Origin of the sequence: Bosea sp. AS-1 (genome assembly GCF_002220095.1) — a bacterium.
In the GTDB taxonomy this organism is placed as follows: domain Bacteria; phylum Pseudomonadota; class Alphaproteobacteria; order Rhizobiales; family Beijerinckiaceae; genus Allobosea.
Genome location: NZ_CP022372.1, coordinates 1,584,596 through 1,605,327 on the forward strand (window position 1 = coordinate 1,584,596; position 20,732 = coordinate 1,605,327).

A 20,732-nucleotide genomic window follows, 5' to 3' on the forward strand; every position below is an offset into this window, starting at 1 on the left:
TCAGCATGTCGGGCGAACGCTAAGCGACAGCGATGAGCCGGAATGCCGCCCTCTTCGCCGTGATGTGCCTCGTCTGGGGGCTGACCTGGCTTCCGGTCAAGGTCGGTGCCTCGCATGTGCCGCCGATCTTCCTCGCCGCTGCGCGCTTCTCGCTGGCGGGTGCCCTGATGCTCCTCTGGGCCGGGCGAGACATGCCGAAGGTCCCGAGCGGCGCCTGGCCGCGTCTGATCGGCACGGCGCTGCTGCTCAACACCGTCAATTACAGCCTGTTGTTCTGGGGCACGGCCCATGCGCCGACCGGGCTTGCGGCCATCGTCAACTTTGCGACGATCCCGATCTTCACCTTGCTGGCGAGCCGCGCCATCGAGAAGGAGCGGATCGACGGACGCAAGCTTGCGGCCATCGGTCTCGGCACGGTTGGGCTCGGCTTCCTGTTTGCGACGCGGGCGCTGGGTGGGCTCTCGGTCGTGCAGGGCGATCCGCAGGAAGCGATCGGCCTCGCCGCCGTCGCGGCCGGAACATTGTTCTATTGCACGGGCGCGGTGCTCTCGCGGCCGATCGCCGGCACGATGCCGACATTGACGCTGGCGGGCTGGCAGACGCTGGTGGGCGGCATCGGCCTGTCCGTCGTGTCCTTCGCCATCGAGCCCGTGGGGCGTGCCGACTTCGTCGCGCTGACGCGGTGGCCCGTGCTGCCTTGCGTCGTCTTCCTCATCATCGGCGGCTCGCTGATGGGCTTTACCATCTACATGCGGCTGCTGCGGGACTGGGGCGCCTTCCGGGCTGGTCTTTACGCCTTCGTCAGCCCGGCGATCGCCGTCGGTGTGGGCGTTGCGGTGCTGGACGAGCCTTTCGGACTATCCGAGGCCGTCGGAGCGGTTCTGATGTTCGGCGCGGCGGCGATCGCGCTGAAGCGCCCGGAGCTGCGGCGCCAGGCCCCTTAGGGTGGCGGCGCGATACGCGTGCTGCGCTTGAGCTGGGCGCGCTCGAAGGCGATCACGATCGGCAGCGAGATCACCAGCGGCAGGATGAGATAGAACAGCCGCCAGATCAGCAGCGCTGCGAAGACGGCAGGGGCCGGCACGCCGGGCATCACCGCCAGGAAAACGGCCTCCATCACGCCGACGCCGCCCGGGACCTGGCTGAGCAGCCCGGCCGAGAAGGAGAGCAGGAAGGCGCCGAGCACGATCAGGAAGCCCGGATTGCCCTGTGCCGGCAGGGCGAAATAGATGATCCCGGCTGCACCGCAGAGCTCGAGCGGAGCGGCGAGATACTGCCGCGCAACGATGCGCAGGCGCGGATAGATGATCTCGAACTTGCCGATCCTGAGCGGCTTGAAACGGAGCCAGGAGCCGATCGTGTAGAGGGCGACGAAGGCGAGCATGCCGACGCCGACCAACCGCGCGGTGTTGTCGCTGATCGCGAACCATTTCGACAGCCGTTCCAGCGGATGCAGGATCTGCGGCTCGTAGAGCAGCACGAGGCCCATGAGGAAGATCGTGCCGAAGGCGAAGGTGAAGGAGCAGAGCGCGATCAGGATGGCGACGTCCGCGGCGGTCAGGCCCTTCGCCGTATAAGCCCGGTAGCGCACCATTCCGCCCGAGAAGACCGAGGCGCCGATATTGTGCGACAGCGCATAGGTCACGAAGGAGCAGAGTGAGATGTAGAGCCAGGAGATGCCCTTCTCCTTGCCCAGATGCATCAGGGCGATGCGATCGTACCAGGCCAGTGCCGCATAGGCGACAAGCGTGGCGAGCGCTGCGTGGAAGAAGGCCTCGGGCGGGATCACCGCGATCTTGTGGCCGATGCGGTGGGCGATGATCTTGATGCTCTGCCAGAGATTGGCGTTCTGGAGCAGGGCCTCGATGGTGGCGTCCGAGCCGGCCTCGGCCTTGAGCTTGCTCCACAACAGCTCGACGGACCAGACGACCGCGACGAGCCCGATGATCGGCCAGAGGTAATCGAGATAGCGCTTCATGAAGGCCGCGAAACGGAAGGATTCTGACAGGGCTTTGAACGGGCCCACGTCGTCACCGCAGCGGCGCGAACCTTACGTCCTCTTGCCAGCGAGAACGGTCGAGGGCAAGCGGCGTTGCCGCCGCCTGCCGGTTGGATGCGACTATTTGCCGTTTTTCTTCAGCCATTCACGCATCTGCGCGACCTCCTTCTCCTGGTCGCGGATGACGGCTTCGGCAAGCTTGCGGATTTCCGGATCCTTGCCATGGGCCAGAACGACCTTGGCCATGTCGATGGCACCTTGGTGATGCGGGATCATGCCACGCACGAAATCGGCATCGGCATCACCGGAATAGGTGATGTCCATGTCCTTGTGCATCTTCCCGTTGGCTTCTTTGAAGGCCTTGGTCGACGCATTGTCCGTGCTGGCCCCGTCCATCTTCATGGTGCCGCCGCCGTGGCCCTGGTGCTGGGCCAGAGCCGGCCCGGCAAAGACGGCCGCAAGCGCGAGCGCGGCGAGGGAGGTCCTGAAAAGGTTCATTGTTCGAATTCCTGTGAGAATGCATGGCGGCTCGCACCGGAAACGGTGTCTGAAACCGCCTCGAAAAGGGTTCAGCCGTGTGCCGACGCGGCTCGCGGCGGCGGCTTTGCCGGCTCGGGCGAGAGGCCGGAGAGCGGTTCGGCCCATGCAAGTGCAGGGCGGGACCAGAGGATCGCCCGTGGAGGCAGGGCGACCGCAGGCGCCTCGGCGATCAGGCCGCAGCCGATGGCGCAGCAGAGCGGCATGGCGGAGCCTGGGTGCCCGTGGGACTTGGGTGCCGGCCGGTGGCAGGGCGCTGCCTCCGCGTGGCCGCCCGCTGTCGCGAGTGCCATGCCGGGCGGTGGCGCCTCATGCCCATGGGAGGCCATCGCAGGGAACTTCATCAACGACGCGGCGAGGGTCGCATGAGGAATGACGGCGAGGCACATCGCCAGAAACATGAACAGCGCACGCAGCCGCTGCCTGCTCCTGCGCCACCGACCCGGCGGCGATATGCTTATGCCATGCGTCATCGCGCGATGATCTTTCCACCCGGATCGTGTCATGATCGCGGCAGACTCAACCGACTTTCGGACCAGCCTCTTGCCGCAGACTCTGACCATCAGCCTCACGGGTATCACGGACCTGCCACCCGGCAAGATCGCCGCGGTCGTCACGTCGCTCGAAATGCACGCGCCACCTCCGGAGCGGCCCGACCCTCCCGGGGTCGAGGGCTTTACGCTGGAACCGATGGATGGCCGCGACACCGAGCGCTATCTGGCTCTCTATCGGCTGCTTGGCGAGCGCTGGATGTGGTTCAGCCGTCTGGTGAAGCCGCGCGCGGAACTCGAGGCGATCCTGACGGATCCAGCCGTCGCGCTATACGCCGCACGCTACCAGGGGCGGGATGTCGGGTTGCTGGAACTCGATTTCCGTGTGTCGGGCGAGGCAGAGCTCGCCTTCTTCGGGCTTGACGAACCGGTGCTCGGCAAGGGGGCGGGGCGCTGGCTGATGAACCGGGCGCAGGCCCTGGCCTGGGCGAAGCCGATCTCGCGCTTCTGGGTGCATACCTGCACCATCGACCACCAAGGTGCGGTGGAATTCTACCAGCGCTCCGGCTTCAAGATCTTCAAGCGCAGCATCGAAGTCGACGACGACCCGCGGCTGGCAGGCAAGATGCGCCTCGATTCGGTGCCGCACCATCCAGTCGTCACCTGACGGGCTGAACGGAAAAGGCGGAAGCCCTGGAGCTTCCGCCTTTTCGATGGGATTGCCGAAAGGAGGCTCAGGCGCGGGAGCGCAGCCCGATCGCGTCCATGGTCGCCTGGTCGCGGGCGGCTTCCGCCGCACGCTCCGAGGCACGTTCGCGATCGTCGAGGATCTCGACCTTCTTCATTTCCTCGAAGGCCTCCTGCAACTCGGCCTTGGCCTCGTCGAGCTGGCCCTGCAGGTTGTCGGCCGACTGGCGCAGGTTGTCGCGACGGCCGAGCGCCGCCTTGGCATAGGTCGGGTAAGCGAAATGCGCGGGATCCGTGATCCCGGCGCGGGCCTCCTCCGACTGAATTTCCCGATCGAGATCGTTCGCCATCCGATGGAAATCGGCGATCATCATCTCGATCTGGCTCACCCGCCGACGTTTCTCGTCGACCTGGAAGCGCTTCAGCCGCAGAAGCGTCTCTCGCGACTTCATGTCGTTTTCAACTCCTGATCACGCATTGGTCGCGACCGACCCCTCGGCCAACAACCGGAAAACTCCGCGAGACGGCGTCACAATGGCGCAAGGAGGTTGACCGTTCCTTACCGCAAAGGGCTGCTTTTTCTGCATGTTCAGATCGCGTCCGCTCTGCTGCCGCGAGCTGTCGGGATGATCTAGTGAGATTCAGGCAGCCAACTGGCCGTTCCTCGCGGATTCTTCGCCTTGTTCTTCTCACAGCGCTTTTCCGGCCATGGCCCCCTGCTTTGCGGGCTGGTTCTGACGCGGCTCATCGGCTGGGGGACGACGTTCTACTCGCCATCGGTGCTGGTCCAGGCGCTCGACCGGGAGCTCAAGCTCAATGCCGAGATCGTCTTCGGCGGCATCACGATCCTGCTCGTGACGGGCGCACTGGTCGCGCCGGCGATCGGACGCGTCCTGGATCGGGAGGGGACACGTCGCTCGATGTGCGTCGGCGCGATCATCTGTGCGCTCGGTTTCGTGGTGCTGGCGCTGGCGCAGGGGCCGGTGAGCTATCTGGCGAGCTGGTTCGTGATCGGGCTCGGCCACGCGATGTCGCTCGCCAATGTCGGCAACGTCACCGTGGCGCAGCTCATGGGCGAGCGGACGCGCCGCGTCATCGGCCTGATGATGCTGGTGACCGGGCTCGCCTCCAGCCTGTTCTGGCCGCTGACGGCAATATTGATGGATGCTTTCGGCTGGCGCACGACAGTGTTCATCTTCGCGGCGATGCAGATCATCATCGTGCTGCCGATCTATGCCGCCGTGCCGCGCTATCGGGGGCACCCGACGCCAAGCGAGGGCACACCGATGCCGATATCCGCTGCCGAGACCGGGCGGGTCGCGCCGGGGCAGCGGCGTCTCGCGTTCTGGCTGACGGCCTTCGCCTTTTCCGCCAGTGGCCTGGTCTCCTGGGGCCTGCCGCTACACTTGATCACGCTCTTCCAGGAGGGCGGGCTGACGCAGGCCGAGGCCGTCTGGATCGCGACCCTGGGCGGCCCGGCGACCATCGCCGCCCGCGCGATCGACGCCACCCTTGGAGAGAGGCTGCCGGTCGAGCGCGTTGCTCTCTTCGGCCTTCTGCTCGGGCCGCTCTGCTGTCTGATGCTACCTTTCCTGCCGATGGGGCTCGCGGCGGCAGGACTCTTCGTCGTGCTGCTCAACGCGGCGCTCGGCGTGATCTCGGTGGCGCGAGCGACACTGCCGCTGTCCCTGTTCGGACGGCGGGGCTTTGCCGTGATGCTGGGCCAGCTCACCGTGCCGCAGAACATCGCCTTTGCGGCGGCACCGCTGCTTTTCGCAGTGCTGATCGAGCGCCTCGGAGCCGACAGGACGCTGCTCGTCTCGGCCGCGATCCAGTTTCTCGGCTTCTTCGCCATGCTCGCGCTGGTCCGGGTGCTGAGCAGGGGAAACGACGCGCACGCGCCGGCCGGGCAGTGACCGGAGTTTACCGGACCGGCGGGCGGTTCCTGACCGCGACGGGCTGATCTATCTCAGCTCGATTTTCACGACATCGCGCACCGCCCGCGCGCCGCGCTTGTCTCCAGGCGCGACGAGCCGCCATTCCTGCTCAAGCGGCTTGCCGTCGATCGCGGTCACCAGCATCAGTGGCAGGTTGCCGAAATCCGGATGGATCTCGCCGATGGAGAACGCGATGCGGTAACCGTCCTTGGCGTTGACGAGGATGGTTCTGCCGAGCTGGGCCTTGAGATCGAGGCCGTCGAGGGCCTTGTTCGCCTGCAGGACCTCCCAGAGCAATACGCCCTTGTAACGCGCCGTCGACGGCCCTTTCGAGGTGGCGAAGGTGACGTCGCGCTCGACGACCGGCAGGTTTGCCACTGTCCGAGGTGACACGGTGACAGCGCCCGGCCCGGCGCCGCTCAACTGCAAGGCCGGTTCCGTGGCCTGCAACGCTGCCGCGCCCAGAAACATGACCAACAGGATCAGCAAAAAGCGCCGCATCGAACCATACCTCCGCAAGTCCGAAGACCGTAGCACGCTAGTGCGCGGCCGGGTGCGGCCGCTTTTCTTCCTGAGGTTGCCGTGTCGCCGTGCTCAGACGCCGTCGCTCATGATCGTCGCGAGGCGGGCATAGCTCTCGGGCAGGGAGGTGGCATCGTCCTTGGCCTGCTTGAGGAAGGCTTCCAGCGCGGGGTTGAGGCGGATCGCCTCGTCGACCTCGGCGGAGGCGCCCTGGCGATAGGCACCGAGCCGGATCAACTCCTCCATGTCGGCATAGGTCGCGAGCGTGGCGCGGGCCTTCTGCACGATGGGGTAATAGGCCGGGTCGCATGAGCGCGGCATGGTGCGCGAGACCGATTTCAGGATGTTGATCGCCGGATAGCGGCCGCGCTCGGCGATGGAGCGTTCCATCACGATATGGCCGTCGAGGATGCCGCGCACCGCGTCGGCGACCGGCTCGTCATGGTCGCCGCCGTCGACCAGCACGGTGAAGAGCCCGGTGATGGCCCCGTCTTCAGTGCCCGGTCCGGCGCGCTCCAAAAGGCGCGGCAGCTCGGCGAAGACGGTGGGGGTATAGCCCTTGGTGGTCGGCGGCTCGCCGGCCGCCAGACCGATCTCGCGCATCGCCATGGCGAAGCGGGTGACGGAATCCATCAGGCACATCACCTGCAGGCCGCGGTCCCGGAAATATTCGGCGAGCGTCAGCGTAGTGAGCGCCGCCTGCTTGCGCATCAGGGCGGGCTCGTCCGAGGTCGCCACGACCACGATCGAGCGGGCGAGGCCCTCCGGCCCCAGGTCTTCCTGCAGGAACTCCTGTACCTCGCGGCCGCGCTCGCCGACGAGGCCGATGATGTTGACGTCGGCGCGGGCGTAGCGAGCCAGCATCGAGAGCAGTACGGATTTGCCGACGCCTGAACCGGCGAAGATGCCCATGCGCTGGCCGAGGCAGCAGGTCAGGAAGGCGTTGAGCGCACGCACGCCGAGGTCGAGCGGCTTGCCGACGCGGCGGCGTGCATGAGCCGGGGGCGGGTCGTTGCGGAAGGCATAGAGGGTGTCGCCCTGCGGCAGCGGTGGGCCGCCATCGACCGGCCGGCCGAGCGCATCGACAACGCGTCCGAGCCAGGCGGAGGTCGGCGAGAGACCTGGCTGGACTCGGTCGACATAGGCGGGGCAGCCGCGGCGCACGCCGTCGAGCCCGCCGAAGGGCATGACCAGTGCCTTTTCCCCGGAAAAGCCGACGACCTCGCAGGGCACGCGGGTTCCGGGAGCGATCTCGATGCCGACCCGGCCTCCGAGGCTCATCGCACCGATCGGCCCGGCGACCTCGACCAGAAGCCCGCGAACGCCGATGACGCGACCATAAACCGTCGATCCGTCGAGTCCCTCGATGGCCGAGACTAGGGCGGAAAGACGTTCAGTGCCGTGGGAGGGGTGATTCATGCGTTGGCTGCGTCCGGATCGGTCAGTCGGCAGGCGCCGACAGGGCCTGTGGGAAATTGGTAAGGGTTCCTAACAAATTGCGTTCATTTACCGGTCGTTAAGCTCTGTGGTTAAGACTGTGGTTCGAGGCCAGCGCGTGTCATAGGGCTATTTCGCCCCTGTTTCCCGCAATGGCTTCCGCGAAACGGCGTTTTCGCGGAGGAGTGCCTGCCGATCCGTGTCAAATTCGACTCACCTCGACAAGGATCGTTCACTTTCTCCAAGGAAGCGCTTGCGCTCGGGAATCACGGTTTGTTAACCAATTCACCGTAGCGTGTCGCGTGGCGTTTCATTGGGCAAGTGCGTCGTCGTCCGGGGCCGGGCTGGCCCGGGCGAGTCAAGCGATCAACCTGCCCTGCGGGCGAAATTGGGGACGTGGACATGCGGGTTCTGCTGATCGAGGACGATAGCGCGACCGCTCAAAGCATCGAGCTCATGCTCAAATCCGAGAGCTTCAACGTCTATACGACGGATCTCGGCGAAGAGGGCGTCGATCTCGGCAAGCTCTACGATTACGACATCATCCTGCTCGACCTGAACCTCCCCGACATGTCGGGTTACGAGGTTCTGCGCTCGCTTCGCGTCGCCAAGGTCAAGACACCGATCCTGATCCTCTCCGGCCTCGCCGGCATCGAGGACAAGGTGAAGGGCCTCGGCTTCGGCGCCGACGACTATCTCACCAAGCCGTTCCACAAGGACGAACTCGTCGCCCGCATCCATGCGATCGTGCGCCGCTCGAAGGGCCACGCCCAGTCGGTCATCACCACCGGTGATCTGGTCGTCAATCTCGACACCAAGACCGTCGAGGTCGATGCTGCCCGCGTCCACCTGACCGGCAAGGAATATCAGATGCTGGAGCTGCTCTCGCTCCGGAAGGGTACGACGCTCACCAAGGAGATGTTCCTCAACCATCTCTATGGCGGCATGGACGAGCCCGAGCTCAAGATCATCGACGTCTTCATCTGCAAGCTGCGCAAGAAGCTGGCGAACGCGTCCGACGGCAAGAACTACATCGAGACCGTCTGGGGCCGCGGCTATGTGCTGCGCGAGCCGTCCGAGGCCGACGAGCGCATCCCGGCCTGACGCATTCCCGTTGCTCCACCGTCATGCGGCGGTCACGAAGCAAGGGCATACAGTTTTTGACCTGATCGTCGGATGTACACGACAGGTCGACGGGACCCCGCCGCGAGGCGGGGTTTTTGTTTGGCGAAAGCCGGCGGGCCGCGTCAGTGGGCTGCCGCCGAGCCGGTTGATGGCCGCTGGAGCAGGCTCGAGGCCGCGGGAACGTGCGCGGGCGGAGCCGGCCGGTAGAGCCCACGATGCTGCGGGTCGGAGCGTAGCGTCGTGGCGAGCCCGACGACGGTTTCCGTCGCGCCGAGAACCAGTGCGCCGTCCGGCGCCAGCCGCGGCGCGAGCAGGCCCAGGGCCTTCTCCTTCGTGGGCACGTCGAAATAGATCAGGACGTTGCGGCAGAACACGATATCGAAGCGGCCGAACTGACCATTGGGCTCAAGCAGGTTGTGCTGGCGAAACTCGACCATGGTGCGCAACCGGTCGGAGATCTGCCATTTGTCGCCGTGCTGGCTGAAATGTCTCAGCAGCATCTGGATGGGCAGGCCCCGCTGGATCTCGAACTGGCTGTAGACGCCGGAGCGGGCCTTCTCCAGCACCTCGCCCGAGATGTCGGTGCCGAGAATGGAGACCTTCCAGCCGGCAAGGCGCTCGGCCGCGCCATCGATCAGCATGGCGAGCGAATAGGCTTCCTGACCGCTCGATACGGCGGCGCACCAGATTCGCAGCGTGCGGCTTGCGGCGTTGGCCGCGAGCTTCTCCGACAGCAACACGTCCCGGAACAGATTGAACGGAGTGTTGTCCCGGAAGAACAGGGTCTCGTTGGTGGTCATCGCCTCGACCACCGCGGCTTCGAGCTCATGGTGCCGGCCCAGCCGCACCTGCTGCATCAGGGCATCGATGCTCTCGATGTTGCGGCGCCGGCAGAGGATGCTCAAGCGGCTTTCGGCGAGGTAGCGCTTGTCCGGCCCCAGGGCGAGGCCGGACCGTTGCTTCAATAGCAGGCGCAGGAAGGCGAAATCCGTCTCGGTCATGCCGTCGCCGCTCCACGCAGGAGGGCGCGGATCGCGCCGCCGATTTCGTCGAGCGGCGTCACGGCGCTGGCGTGGCGGGCGCGCACGACCGAACCGGGCATGCCCCAGATCGTGCTGCTCTGCTCGTCCTGCGCGATCACGGCCGCACCTGCCTGGCGCAGAGCCGCGGCGCCTTCCGTCCCGTCGCTGCCCATGCCGGTGAGGACCAGCCCGAGGGCCGCTGCGCCAAGATGGCGTGCGCCGTCGCTGAACAGCACATCGACGGCCGGACGGCAGAAATTGACTGGCGGCCCGTCGCTGATGGCGGCGACGAGATGGCCAAGCCGCCGGTCGATGCCAAGATGGCGCCCGCCCGGAGCGATGTAGACCGTACCGCGCGTCAGGCGCTCGCCGTCGAAGGGCTCGCGCGCCGGGACGCCGACATGGCTCGTCATCTGTTCGGCAAAGGAGGCGGTGAACAACGGCGGCATATGCTGGACGACGAGCGTCGTGATGTCGGCGAGCGCGTCGCCAATGTCGAAGAGGACCCTGGCGACGGCGCGCGGCCCACCTGTGGAGGCGCCGATCAGCAGGTAGCGCGGCATCGACCAGACCAGGGGGCGCAGATTGGTGTGACCATGCCCCCAGTCCAGATCGACCTCGGGCGGCAGTGTGCCCGGCTGCGGTGCGGCGTGGGCGATGTTGCCGAGCTTCAGCAGGAACTCGCTGCGGAAGTCGAGCGACAGCGTCATGCCCGCGCGGCTGTCTGGCTTCGACACCACGTCCATGGCGCCTTTCGTCATGCATTCCAGTGCGAGGCGGGTGTTGCGCTCATTCAGCGTCGCCGCGAGCAAGATGCCGGTATGAGGGCTTTCCCGCAGGATCCGGGGCAGGGCGCTCGGGCCGTCGACGCCCGGCATATCGAGATCGAGCACCAGCACGTCCGGCTTGAAACGTCCGGCGTGGGCGAGCGCCGTCTCGCCATCGCCGGCGACGGCGACGACGTGGAAGTGGCCGGCCTCGCCGAGCCAGCGCGCGAACAGCCCCCGCACCACCGCGGAGTCATCGGCGATGACGACCGTCTTGTGCCGGGCGGGGCCCGGGGAAGCAGGGCGCGAAACGATCATGCTGCGCGGGGCTCAGTTTCGGGAGAACGTCCTCAACGCAGGTTCAGAGCAGGCCGACCTGATGGAACTTCGAGGCGACGATTTCCTTGTCGAACGGCTTCATGATGTATTCGTCGGCACCCGCATGCATGGCCCGTGCGATATGGGCGATGTCATTCTCGGTGGTGCAGAACACGACCTTCGGCCGCTTGCCGCCCGGCATCTGGCGGAGCGTGCGCAGGAACTCGTAGCCGTCCATGATCGGCATGTTCCAGTCGAGCAGCACCGCGTCCGGCATCTCGCCCTTGCAGGCATCGATGGCGCGCGCGCCGTCTTCCGCTTCGGCAATGCGGAACTGCAGTCCTTCGAGGATGCGGCGGGCCACCTTTCGGATCACGGCCGAGTCGTCGACAACGAGGCAGTACTTCATGGTCGGTCTCCAGAAACGCGGCCGGGCTCAGGCCGCGGCACGAAGGTCAAGGTCGAGGACGGCGTCGAGATCGAGGATGACGAGCAGCGAACCGGGCAGGCGATGGACGCCGGTCGCCAGTGCAGCCCATGTCGGGTCGAGGTTGACGGGCAGCGGTTCGAAGGTCGAGCGGTCGAGGCGGACGACCTCGCCGACCGCGTCGACGATCAGCCCATAGGCTTCGCCACGATGGTCGAGGCCGATTGCCGTCAGTTCGCCGCAGCCTTTCGCGCATGCTTCGGTCATGGCGCAGCCGAGCCGGTTGCGCAGGCAGATCGCGGTGACGATCCGGCCACGCAGGTTGAGCAGACCGACGATGTCGGCCGGGGCACCGGGAACGACCGTGATGCGGTCGGCGATGAAGACATCGCGCACCCGCTCGATCGGGAGCCCCAGGTGCTGTTCGCCGATCCGGACTGTGACGTAGTCGAGCGAATCCGCGAAATGCGGCGTCGGATCGTGATTGGGGTTCGCGCTTCCGATCATGCTGCGTCCCTCATCTCGGCACCACGGGCATTCAGCTCGCCGAGCAGGGCACGGCGATCGAATTTGGCGATGATGCCGTCGGCCCCGGCCTCGGCCGCCTGCCGGAGCAGTTCCGGCGTCGCGCAGGTCGTCAGCCCAAGAAGCCGTAAGCGCTTGTCGCGCGGGCGTGTCCGCAGCGCGGCGAGCAGTCCGAATGCCGCCGCGACGTCCCGGTCGAGATCGACGAGGACGAAGCCGAGCTCGGGTGCAGCGGCAACCTGCATGGCGCTTTCGCAATCGGCGGCGGTGAGGAGAACCCGACCGGAGGCTCGCAGCACCGGGCTCAGCATCTCGCGCAGGAATTCCGACGGCTCGACGAGGAGGACCTGCTCCGGCGCAGCGCCGGTTCGAATGGCACCCGTCCAGCCGGGGTCGCCGAGCGGCAGGTAATGGGCGAGGTCGACGATGTCGGTGGCTCGGCCGCCGATCATCGCAGAACCGATGACGCCGCGCTCGCCCGAGGTCGCGAGCTCCAGTTCGAACTGCTCGTCGACGATGTCGATGATGGCCTCGACTGCGAGCGCTGCAGTCTGGCTGCCGTTCGAGACGATGACCAGGGGCTGGAGCCCGTCGTGATGCAGTTCCGTCTCGCCCAGTGGGGTCACCGGGACGAGCCGGCCGCGATAGTGCAGCAGTGTGCGTCCCGCGCCGTGCTGGAAGCTGCCGGCATCGACTTCTTCCAGCCGGGTGACCAGCGAGAGCGGCAGCGCCTGGGTGCGATTGGCGCCGGTGCGGAAGACCAGCATCGTAGTCCGCTCGCCACCTTCGGTCCGCGCGGGCGCTGGCTCTGCCTTTTCGTCGGCAGCTTCGGCGGCGTTCGCCCCGACGAGCCGGGCGACGCCGTTCGGGTCGACGATCAGCACGACCGCGCCATCGCCGAGGATGGTGTTGCCGGAGAAGAGCGGAATATGCCGCAGCTTGCTCGACATCGGCTTCACCACAATCTCTTCGGTGTGGAACACGCCGTCGACGAGGATGCCGAACTGACGCTCGCCGATCTGGGTGATGACGATGAAGCCGTTGGCTCCATCCTTCTTCGGGTGTCCCATCAATTCGCCGAGGGCGACGATCGGCAGCAACCGGCCACGCAGGCGCAAGACCGGCGCACCGTTGATCTCTTCCAGGCGGTTCTCGTCCCCGGCCTTGACGCGGACGAGCTCGCGCACCGCGGTCTGGGGTATCGCATAGCGCTCGTCGCCGGCAACGACGATCAGCGCCGCGATGATGGCGAGCGTGAGAGGGATTTTGATGGTGATCGTCGCGCCGAGGCCGGGGCGGCTTGTGATGTCGACGACGCCACCAACGGAATCGACGTTCGCCTTGACCACGTCCATGCCGACGCCGCGGCCAGATACCGCGGTCACGTTTTCGGCGGTGGAGAAGCCGGGATGGAAGATGAAACGGGCGATCTGGGCCTCGCTCATCTTCTCGATCTCGGCGTCGGTCGCGAGGCCCGCGGCGATCGCCTTGCGGCCGATGCGGGCGACGTCGAGGCCGCGCCCATCGTCGCTGACAGCGATCGTGACGGAGCCTCCTTCATGACGGGCCGAGACGCGGATCGTGCCGTATTCAGGCTTGCCCGCCGCGCGGCGAGCTTCGGGGGACTCGATGGCATGGTCGGCGCAGTTGCGCACCATGTGGATCAGCGGATCCTTGATCAGATCGAGGATCTGCCGGTCTAGTTCGGTCTCGGCGCCTTCGGTCACCAGCTCGATGCGCTTGCCGAGTTCGCTGCTCAGGTCCCGCACGATGCGGGGCAGCTTGGCCCAGGCGCTGCCGATCGGTTGCATTCGGGTCTTCATCACCCCGTCCTGCAGCTCGGCGGTGATGAGGGAGAGCCGTTGCAGGGGCGCCTTCAGCCCGGCGTCCTCCTGCTGGCGCGAGACTTCGAGGAGCTGGTTGCGGGTCAGCACGAGCTCCGAGACCATGGTCATCAGATGCTCGATGGTGTCGACCGCGACGCGCAGCGTCGGCGGGCCGCCGCTGCGCTGGGGGTGACCTTCCTCGACAAGCGGCTGCTGCCTGGTTTCGATGCGGCCATCGGGCCCACGCTGGGGGCCGGGCGCGCTCTGGAAAATGATATCCTCGGCGGATGGACCGTCCTGAGGCTTGCCGTGACGGGCGAGATAGGCGGCGACCGGGTCGATCGATGCGATCTGCTCCGGCCTGGGCTGATCCAGCTCTCCCTTGGCGAGACTTGCGAGCCCCTGGAGTTCCGCGATCAGCGTCTCGTCGTTGCCTTCGGGCTCCTGCCCCTTTTCGGCGAGCTCGGCGAGGATGTCCTTGATGCGGTCGATCGTTTCGAGGATCGCCGTGACGGCTGAGGGCTTGACCGTCGCACCGTCGCGGAACTGGCCGATGACCGATTCCGCCGCATGGGTCAGCGCCTCGAGGCGTGGCAGGCCGATGAAGCCGCAGGTGCCCTTGACCGTGTGAACCAAGCGGAAAATGTTCCGCAGGATGTCACGGTCGTTAGGGTTCTGCTCGAAGCGAACGAGTTCCCGATCGACCGTGTCGAGATTCTCGCCGGTCTCGGTTAGGAACTCTTGCAGCAGCTCGTCCATGCAGGAAGATCACTCAACGCGACGCACTGCAGGAACTTAAGCAGCAGAACGGTTTATGATCGGTTGAAACCGGTCACCGACTGCGAGGAATCGTTCACTCGGCTTTGGCGGCCTTGATCGTGACGGTCTCGCCCTCGATCGAGAGGGAGATCGCCATGCCGGCCGCGCGGGCGACCATGCCGGTATAAACCGGCTGCACGGCATGGGCGTCGATGGCGCCGCCCTCGGACTGTCCCGCGATCAGATCCTCGACATGGGCCGGGATGCGGGCATGCGATCCGGTGGCGGTGATCTCGAACGAGCCCTGCTCGCCCTCGACACTGGCACGGGAGACCAGCTTGCCGCCACGCGGCACAGCCTGCGTCGCGATCAAGAGAAGGTTCAGCAAGAGCTTCACCTGGTTCTTGGGGAGGAGGGCGCGCGGCGCCTCCCAGTCGAGCGAGAGCTTCTCGTCGTTGAGGAAGCCGTTAGCGACGTTGCCGGCGTCGCCGAGGTCGATCATCGCACCGGCCGAACCGGCGGCGCCGAAGGCGAGGCGCGCGAATTGCAGGCGAGACGAGGCGTTGCGCGCGCTCTTCTTGATCAGCTCAAGCGCGAACTCGCGCATCGAGGGATCGTCTTCCTCCAAGACTTCCAAGGCATTGACAATCGCACCGACCGGGCTGATCACGTCATGGCAGACGCGGCTGCAGAGAAGTGCGGCCAGGTCGAGCGGATCGAGCGAGATGGCGGTCATTGCGGTGAAATCCTGGGATGTGCGTTGCGCCGTGAGCGTGGCGCCGTTGTTCCCAGATATGGTGCCATCTTGGTTTTCATGTGGTTAATCCCCATATTCCGGGCGACATTTTGAAGGATGAGGCCGCCATGATCGGCCGTGACGATCCCCGCCTGCGCGACCGCGACGGGCTGGGACGCAAACTTGCGGAAGCAGCCGGCGCCAGCGCCGCCGTCCTGCTCGCCAAGCGCGCTGCCTGCGATGTCAAGCTCAAGAAGGACGGCTCGCCCGTCTGCACGGCTGACCTCGCGGCCGACCGCGCAGCGAAGGACGCGCTTGCGCTCCTGCTCCCCGGCTTTCCCATCATCAGCGAGGAGACCGTCGACAGCGTGACGCCGGATGCGGTGTTCATTCTGCTCGACCCGCTCGACGGCACGCGCGAATTCCTGGCCGGTGGCGACAGCTATTGCGTCGCGATCGCCGTCGTCGTCGATGGGCGACCCATTGCCGGTGCCATCGCCGCTCCCGCGCTGGGACGTCTCTGGTATGGAGGCGAGCGGGCCTATACCCAGGATTTCGCGGCGGATGGTTCGCTGTGCGGCACGGCCAAGCACGTCGCGGTCCGGGCGCTGCCGAAGGAGGGGCCGGTCGTCCTGGTCAGCCGCTTCCACGGTGACGGGCGAAGCGACGGCATTACGGCGACGCTCTGCAAAGGCAAGGGCGTGCCGATGTCTTCCGCCGTCAAGTTCGGGTTGATCGCCTGCGGCGAGGCGGATCTCCATGTCCGCTGCGGCCAGACGATGGAATGGGACACGGCTGCCGGCGACGCCATTCTTTCGGCTGCCGGCGGCATCATCCTCACGCTCGACGGCGCCGTTCCGCGTTACGGCCGGGTCGACCAGCAATTCCGCAATCCGCCCTTCGTCGCCGCGTCGAGCGAAGGGCTGGCGCGGCGCGCGATCGCCGGCTGCTAGGTTTAGCGCGCGACGGAGCGGCGCACTGCGTTCCAGCGGGTTTCGGCGATGCCCAGCAGCGAGCGGTCCTGCAGGAAGCGACTGCGGTTCTCGTCCGAGCGGAACAGGAACAGGCGTGCGCCGACGATCGCGAACCGGTTCGGGTCGCTATCGACCGCCACGCCATTGGCGACGCCAGTCGGGTCGAAACCGGCGAAAGCCGGGGCGTAGACATCCGGTGCGTCGCGGAAGGCGGCGCGGTTGGCCGCCGAGGCAAAGCGCCAGACGATGCCGTTCAGGACCAGCTCGTAATCCGGCAGTCCGGCGACCGGCCTCCCTTCGAGCTGGTACGATACGGGGTCGAAGCCGTTCAGCGCCAGGCCGGTGCGCAGGTCGCGCTGCATCGCCTCGCCGAGGCTGGGAAGCGCTGGCAAGCCCACGGGTAGGCTGGTTTCGGGAAGCGGGACTGCAGCCTGTACCGCCTTGTCAGGCGCGCCGACGAGCGCGACCTGAGCTACGAGCGTGAAGGCGATGCCGCCGAGGGCGCGCCAAATCCGGCATTGCCATGTTGCGGCCTTCATCGCGGGCAAATCCTCTCATCCCCCGATCCCGGGCCAGTCAGACAACACCAAATCTTCACGGCTTGGATAGAATTGCAGCGTATCAAATTGGTTAGCGAATTGATTCGCATTCGCCGGACGTCGCGTTTTCGGCGCCCGGCAGCGAGCGGCGGATAGCCCAGGATCGGCCCGCCTTCCGGCCCGCGCCGCGCCTTCCCCAAGCAGGTTGCCGAGCAACCGCCGGGCGCTGATCGGAACGGACCAACACACCGCTCCGGCGTCCGGTTCTGCCGGCCGCCCTGTCCGGAGACCTTGTTCATGATCCAGACCCGCCGCAGTCTCATCACGGGCGGCCTCGCCCTGGCCGGCTCCAGCCTGGCCGGGCTGCCGATCCCCGCGGTCGCGCAGAACTATGACGGCCAGCGCTCCTTCTCGCAGAACGAGCTCGTCACGTCCGGCCATAAATTCTTCGGCAACGTCTCGCGCGGTCTCGCGCTGGCGATCGAGGAGGCGGTCCGGCGCTGGGGCGAGCCGAACGGCTATATCCTGGGGCAAGAGGCCGCCGGAGCCTTCGTCGGCGGGCTGCGCTATGGCGAGGGCACGCTCTACACCCGCAACGCGGGCGACCGGCGCGTGTTCTGGCAGGGGCCCTCGATCGGCTTCGACTTCGGCGGCGAGGGTGCGCGAACGATGATGCTGGTCTACAACCTGCCGGTGGTCGATGCGATGTACCAGCGCTTCGCCGGCGTCGACGGCTCGGCCTATTTCATCGGCGGCTTCGGCTTCACCGCGCTGACGGCGGAAGGCATCACCGTGGTGCCGATCCGCTCCGGCGTCGGCTGGCGGCTCGGTGTCAACCTCGGCTACCTCAAGTTCTCGCCGCAGGCGACCTGGAATCCGTTCTAGGCTCAGCCTCTGCCGCTGCTCCCTCTGGCCATGCCGGGGCGGGCATGGCAGGGTTCGGCCGGATTTGACCGGATGCGGAGCCGCAAGCCTTGATCGAAGCCGCCATGCTGTTTGCGCTCGGCTTCCTCTGTGCCGCCCTGCTGGCGCTGGCTGCAGTGCCTGCCCTGTCGCGGCGAGCCGACCGCCTGGCACGCAAGCGGGCCGAGTCGGCCTTTCCGCTGTCGCTCGCCGAGATCGCTGCCGATCGCGACCATCTGCGTGCCGAGCTCGCCGTGCGGATGCGCACGGTGGAACAGGAGGCCGAAAAGGGCTTCGCCGCCAAGGCGGGGGCGATGCAGGATATCGGCCGGCGCGACATGGAGATCGGCCAGCTGAAGCGGGACCGTGCCGAGCGTGACGACCGGATCGCGGCGCTCGAAGCCGATCTGAGCGAGACGCGCGGCGATCTCGCCCAAACCCGTACGGCTCTGGAAGCGGAGCGTGGCGGCCATGCCCAGACGACCGCGACGCTGGAAAAACGTGTCGCCGATCTGGCGAAGCTGGAGGGCAGTCTCGCCGAAACTCGCCAGGCGCTGACCGGCACCAGCGCCGATCTCGATGCGCGTTCGGGCGAGCTCGGCCGGGAGCGCGAGACCGTCGGGCGTATCGAGGCTTTGCTGGCGGAGCGCGAGGCCGAGTTGGCGAAGGTCCGGGACGAGCACGAAAAGGTCAGGGTCGCGCATGTCGAGGATCGCACGCAGATCATGGTGCTGCAGAGCAAGCGCGACGAGCTCGCCGACAGGCTCGCGACGACGGAGGAGCGCCTCTCCCGCGGCGAGGCGGCGCTTGTGGCGATGACGGCGGAAAGGGAGGGCGAGCGTCAGCGTGCCGACGCCTTCGCTGCGCGGGCCGAGCAGGCCGAGGCCGGGCTTGCCGCTGCGAATGCCCATAGCAGCACGGCGGCGACCGAGGCCCGGCAGAATGCGCGGCTCCTTGAACAGCAGCGGAATGAACATGCGCAGGCGCAGGAGCGGATCGACGCCCTGGAAGGCTGGCTCGGAGAGGCGCAGCAGGCCTTGGCGAGCGCACGCCGCCAGCACGAGCAGGAGATCGTCGCGTTGAAGGAAGCGGAACAGGGGCGCGAGGGGCGGCTCGAGGCGCTGCATGCCGAGTTGCAGACATTGGAAGGCGCGCTGGAGCAGGCCCGAAGCGACGGTACGGAGGCGAAACGGGAGCTCGCAGCCTTGCGCAAGAGTGCCGCGGCGCAGGGCGGCAACATGGCGTTGCGACAGGAGATCATCCGGCTGGCGGATCGGCTGATGAGCCCGCCGTCCAAGAGCGAGGCCGCGGAATGAGGCGAAAAGCGGTTTGCAGGCGCAGGGCCTTGCTCTAGGAGAGTTCGTCCGCGCGCCGCGCCGTTTGAATGGTTTCAAATCCCGTGACAGACAGTCAAATCGACCTTTTGTGCCTGGGCGAGCCGCTCGGCGAATTCAATGCGACGCGAGCTGAATCCGGCGCCTTCCAGTTCGGCCAAGGCGGAGACACCTCCAACTGCGCGGTCGCGGCGGCGCGGCAGGGAATGTCGGTCGGCTATATCGGCGCGCTCGGCGACGACATGGCGGGGCATTCGGTGCGGGCGCTGTGGCAGCGCGAGGGCGTGAACGACGCGCATGTGGCGACGCATCCGAGCGCGCCGACCGGGCTCTATTTCGTCGATCATGGCCCGTCTGGCCATGTCTTTTCCTATCTGCGGGCCGGCTCCGCCGCGAGCCTCTACGGGCCGGGCGACCTGCCGCTCGGGTTGATCCGCTCGGCGCGGATCGTCCAGGCCTCCGGCATCAGCCAGGCGATCTCGGCCAGTGCCTGCGACGCAGTGTTCGCGGCTTTCGAGGCCGCACGCAAGGCTGGCGTGCTGACCGCCTACGATACCAATCTGCGCCTGAAGCTTTGGCCGCTGACGCGAGCCCGCGCGATCATCCACGCCGCCTGCACCATGGCTGACATCGTGCTGCCGGGCCTCGACGACGCGACGCAGCTCACGGGTCTCAACGAGCCGGATGCGATCGTCGATTTCTACCTCAAGCTCGGCGCGCGGGTTGTGGCGCTGACGCTCGGCCATGAAGGCTCGCTCGTCGCGACGCCCGTCCGGCGCGAGCGCTTCCGGCCGATCAAGGTCGATGCCATCGACGCGACCGGCGCGGGCGACTGCTACGACGGTGCCTTCCTTGCCGAGTTCCTGCGCACCGGCGATGCCTTCGCGGCCGGGGCCTATGCCAATGTCGCGGCGGCGCTGTCGACCCAGGGGTATGGCGCAGTGGCGCCGGTGCCGCGCCGCGTCGACGTCGAGGCGCGGATGGCGGCGGAGGCCAAGGGCGCTTGATGACTGTTCCGGTTTTGAAGCAGGCGGGCGCGCTGCTCGCCCGTTACGACGTGCTGATCAGCGATGTCTGGGGCGTCGTGCATGACGGTCTCTGGGCGCTGGAGCCGGCCTGTACAGCCTTGACCGCCTTTCGTGAACGGGGCGGCGCCGTGGTGCTCCTCTCGAATGCGCCGGGCCCGTCGCAGCAGGTGGCGAAGCTGCTCGACGCCAAGCGCGTGCCGCGCACGGCCTGGGACAGGCTCGTCACTTCCGGCGACGTCACGCGCGCGCTGATCGCCGAGAGCCATCACAAGCGCGTCTACCATATCGGCTGGCAGAGCGACCGGGCCGTGTTCGAAGGGCTCGACGTCGAACTGGTCGACGAGGAGCAGGCCGACATCGTCGTCGCGACCGAGCTCAACGATTATCGTATCGAGACGCCTGAGCAGTATAGGCCCCTGCTCAGCCGCTTCGCCGCGCGGGGGCTCCCCTTCGTCTGCGGCAATCCCGATCTGGTCGTGCATGTCGGGGAAGATCTGCTGCCCTGCGCAGGCTCGCTTGCCACCATCTACGAAGAGCTGGGCGGGAGCGTCGCCTGGGCCGGCAAGCCTTATCGCCCGGCCTATGATCTGGCGCTTGCGGCGGCTGCCGAAGCGAGGGGCGGGCGCCCCGTCGAGGCGAGCAAGGTGCTGGTGATCGGCGATGCGGTGCGCACCGACCTCGCAGGCGCGCGCCTGATGGGTTTCGATAGCCTGTTCATCGCCGGTGGCATTCATCGCGACGAGACGATGCGCGGCGGCGAAATCGATCCGGCAGGGCTCGCCAAGGTGCTCGACGGCTTGCCGGTGCAGCCCGTCGCGGCCATGGCGGCGCTGGCCTGA

Annotated in this window: 21 protein-coding genes; 9 read left to right on the top strand and 12 right to left on the bottom strand. The window is 66.9% G+C overall.

The window, feature by feature from the left end; translation table 11 throughout:
* Positions 1 to 32: 32 nt before the first annotated feature.
* Positions 33 to 944, top strand: coding sequence for a DMT family transporter (locus CE453_RS28920; RefSeq protein WP_089174298.1), 912 nt, complete (start codon positions 33 to 35; stop codon positions 942 to 944).
* On the opposite strand, the gene CE453_RS09120 is transcribed toward CE453_RS28920, so the two are convergent.
* Together CE453_RS09120 and copM are read right to left on the bottom strand one after the other, a co-directional pair.
* The gene (locus tag CE453_RS09120; RefSeq protein WP_248308007.1) at positions 941 to 2,026 is read right to left on the bottom strand and encodes a lysylphosphatidylglycerol synthase transmembrane domain-containing protein; all 1,086 of its coding nucleotides are present in this window, start codon (positions 2,024 to 2,026) and stop codon (positions 941 to 943) included. The two genes, CE453_RS28920 and CE453_RS09120, sit on opposite strands and share 4 nt — an antisense overlap.
* 93 nt (positions 2,027 to 2,119) lie before the next feature.
* Positions 2,120 to 2,497: a CopM family metallochaperone gene (copM, locus tag CE453_RS09125; RefSeq protein WP_089174299.1), complete on the bottom strand. Its 378-nt coding sequence runs from the start codon at positions 2,495 to 2,497 to the stop codon at positions 2,120 to 2,122.
* A 582-nt stretch (positions 2,498 to 3,079) separates the two neighbouring features.
* On the opposite strand from copM, the gene CE453_RS09135 reads away from it, so the two are divergent.
* The gene (locus CE453_RS09135; RefSeq protein WP_248308008.1) at positions 3,080 to 3,694 is read left to right on the top strand and encodes a GNAT family N-acetyltransferase; all 615 of its coding nucleotides are present in this window, start codon (positions 3,080 to 3,082) and stop codon (positions 3,692 to 3,694) included.
* Between the two features lie 67 nt (positions 3,695 to 3,761).
* On the opposite strand, the gene fliJ is transcribed toward CE453_RS09135, so the two are convergent.
* On the bottom strand, positions 3,762 to 4,166 hold the full coding sequence (fliJ, locus tag CE453_RS09140) for a flagellar export protein FliJ (protein WP_089174302.1): 405 nt from the start codon (positions 4,164 to 4,166) through the stop codon (positions 3,762 to 3,764).
* A gap of 228 nt (positions 4,167 to 4,394) precedes the next feature.
* Between fliJ and CE453_RS09145 the strand changes: the two genes are divergently transcribed.
* The gene (locus CE453_RS09145) at positions 4,395 to 5,630 is read left to right on the top strand and encodes an MFS transporter (RefSeq protein ID WP_157732970.1); all 1,236 of its coding nucleotides are present in this window, start codon (positions 4,395 to 4,397) and stop codon (positions 5,628 to 5,630) included.
* 48 nt (positions 5,631 to 5,678) lie between these two features.
* On the opposite strand, the gene CE453_RS09150 is transcribed toward CE453_RS09145, so the two are convergent.
* Positions 5,679 to 6,152 carry a hypothetical protein gene (locus CE453_RS09150; RefSeq protein WP_089174304.1) on the bottom strand — a complete coding sequence of 158 codons (474 nt, stop codon included), beginning with the start codon at positions 6,150 to 6,152 and terminating at the stop codon, positions 5,679 to 5,681.
* A gap of 93 nt (positions 6,153 to 6,245) precedes the next feature.
* Entirely contained in the window at positions 6,246 to 7,592 is a 1,347-nt protein-coding gene (gene fliI / locus CE453_RS09155; RefSeq protein WP_089174305.1) for a flagellar protein export ATPase FliI, read from the bottom strand.
* Between the two features lie 420 nt (positions 7,593 to 8,012).
* On the opposite strand from fliI, the gene ctrA reads away from it, so the two are divergent.
* The gene (gene ctrA / locus CE453_RS09160) at positions 8,013 to 8,714 is read left to right on the top strand and encodes a response regulator transcription factor CtrA (RefSeq protein WP_089174306.1); all 702 of its coding nucleotides are present in this window, start codon (positions 8,013 to 8,015) and stop codon (positions 8,712 to 8,714) included.
* A 143-nt stretch (positions 8,715 to 8,857) separates the two neighbouring features.
* Here the strand turns inward: ctrA and CE453_RS09165 are convergent, their stop codons facing one another.
* The 6 genes from CE453_RS09165 to chpT form a co-directional block, all read right to left on the bottom strand.
* Positions 8,858 to 9,736: a CheR family methyltransferase gene (locus tag CE453_RS09165; protein WP_089174307.1), complete on the bottom strand. Its 879-nt coding sequence runs from the start codon at positions 9,734 to 9,736 to the stop codon at positions 8,858 to 8,860.
* Entirely contained in the window at positions 9,733 to 10,842 is a 1,110-nt protein-coding gene (gene cheB, locus CE453_RS09170; protein ID WP_089174308.1) for a chemotaxis-specific protein-glutamate methyltransferase CheB, read from the bottom strand. Before cheB ends, CE453_RS09165 begins: the two co-directional genes overlap by 4 nt.
* A gap of 43 nt (positions 10,843 to 10,885) precedes the next feature.
* Positions 10,886 to 11,251: a response regulator gene (locus CE453_RS09175; protein WP_038359309.1), complete on the bottom strand. Its 366-nt coding sequence runs from the start codon at positions 11,249 to 11,251 to the stop codon at positions 10,886 to 10,888.
* Positions 11,252 to 11,278: 27 nt separating this feature from the next.
* The gene (locus CE453_RS09180; protein WP_472840995.1) at positions 11,279 to 11,773 is read right to left on the bottom strand and encodes a chemotaxis protein CheW; all 495 of its coding nucleotides are present in this window, start codon (positions 11,771 to 11,773) and stop codon (positions 11,279 to 11,281) included.
* Positions 11,773 to 14,379, bottom strand: coding sequence for a chemotaxis protein CheW (locus CE453_RS09185; RefSeq protein ID WP_089174310.1), 2,607 nt, complete (start codon positions 14,377 to 14,379; stop codon positions 11,773 to 11,775). The genes CE453_RS09180 and CE453_RS09185 overlap by 1 nt, the downstream gene beginning before the upstream one ends.
* 94 nt (positions 14,380 to 14,473) lie before the next feature.
* The gene (chpT, locus tag CE453_RS09190; RefSeq protein WP_089174311.1) at positions 14,474 to 15,115 is read right to left on the bottom strand and encodes a histidine phosphotransferase ChpT; all 642 of its coding nucleotides are present in this window, start codon (positions 15,113 to 15,115) and stop codon (positions 14,474 to 14,476) included.
* Between the two features lie 128 nt (positions 15,116 to 15,243).
* Between chpT and CE453_RS09195 the strand changes: the two genes are divergently transcribed.
* Positions 15,244 to 16,068, top strand: a complete 825-nt coding sequence (locus tag CE453_RS09195; RefSeq protein ID WP_089174312.1) for a 3'(2'),5'-bisphosphate nucleotidase CysQ family protein — start codon at positions 15,244 to 15,246, stop codon at positions 16,066 to 16,068.
* A gap of 2 nt (positions 16,069 to 16,070) precedes the next feature.
* Here CE453_RS09195 and CE453_RS09200 read toward each other — a convergent pair whose 3' ends face one another.
* A complete protein-coding gene (locus tag CE453_RS09200; protein WP_089174313.1) occupies positions 16,071 to 16,628 on the bottom strand; it encodes a YHS domain-containing (seleno)protein in 558 nt (185 codons plus the stop codon).
* 297 nt (positions 16,629 to 16,925) lie between these two features.
* On the opposite strand from CE453_RS09200, the gene CE453_RS09205 reads away from it, so the two are divergent.
* From CE453_RS09205 to CE453_RS09220, 4 genes are all read left to right on the top strand, one after another.
* The gene (locus CE453_RS09205; protein ID WP_089174314.1) at positions 16,926 to 17,513 is read left to right on the top strand and encodes a DUF1134 domain-containing protein; all 588 of its coding nucleotides are present in this window, start codon (positions 16,926 to 16,928) and stop codon (positions 17,511 to 17,513) included.
* A gap of 89 nt (positions 17,514 to 17,602) precedes the next feature.
* Positions 17,603 to 18,847 (top strand): coiled-coil domain-containing protein, encoded by a 1,245-nt coding sequence (locus CE453_RS09210; RefSeq protein WP_089174315.1) that lies wholly within the window; start codon positions 17,603 to 17,605, stop codon positions 18,845 to 18,847.
* Positions 18,848 to 18,930: 83 nt separating this feature from the next.
* Positions 18,931 to 19,872, top strand: coding sequence for a sugar kinase (locus CE453_RS09215; protein ID WP_248308009.1), 942 nt, complete (start codon positions 18,931 to 18,933; stop codon positions 19,870 to 19,872).
* The gene (locus CE453_RS09220) at positions 19,872 to 20,732 is read left to right on the top strand and encodes a TIGR01459 family HAD-type hydrolase (RefSeq protein ID WP_089174317.1); all 861 of its coding nucleotides are present in this window, start codon (positions 19,872 to 19,874) and stop codon (positions 20,730 to 20,732) included. The genes CE453_RS09215 and CE453_RS09220 overlap by 1 nt, the downstream gene beginning before the upstream one ends.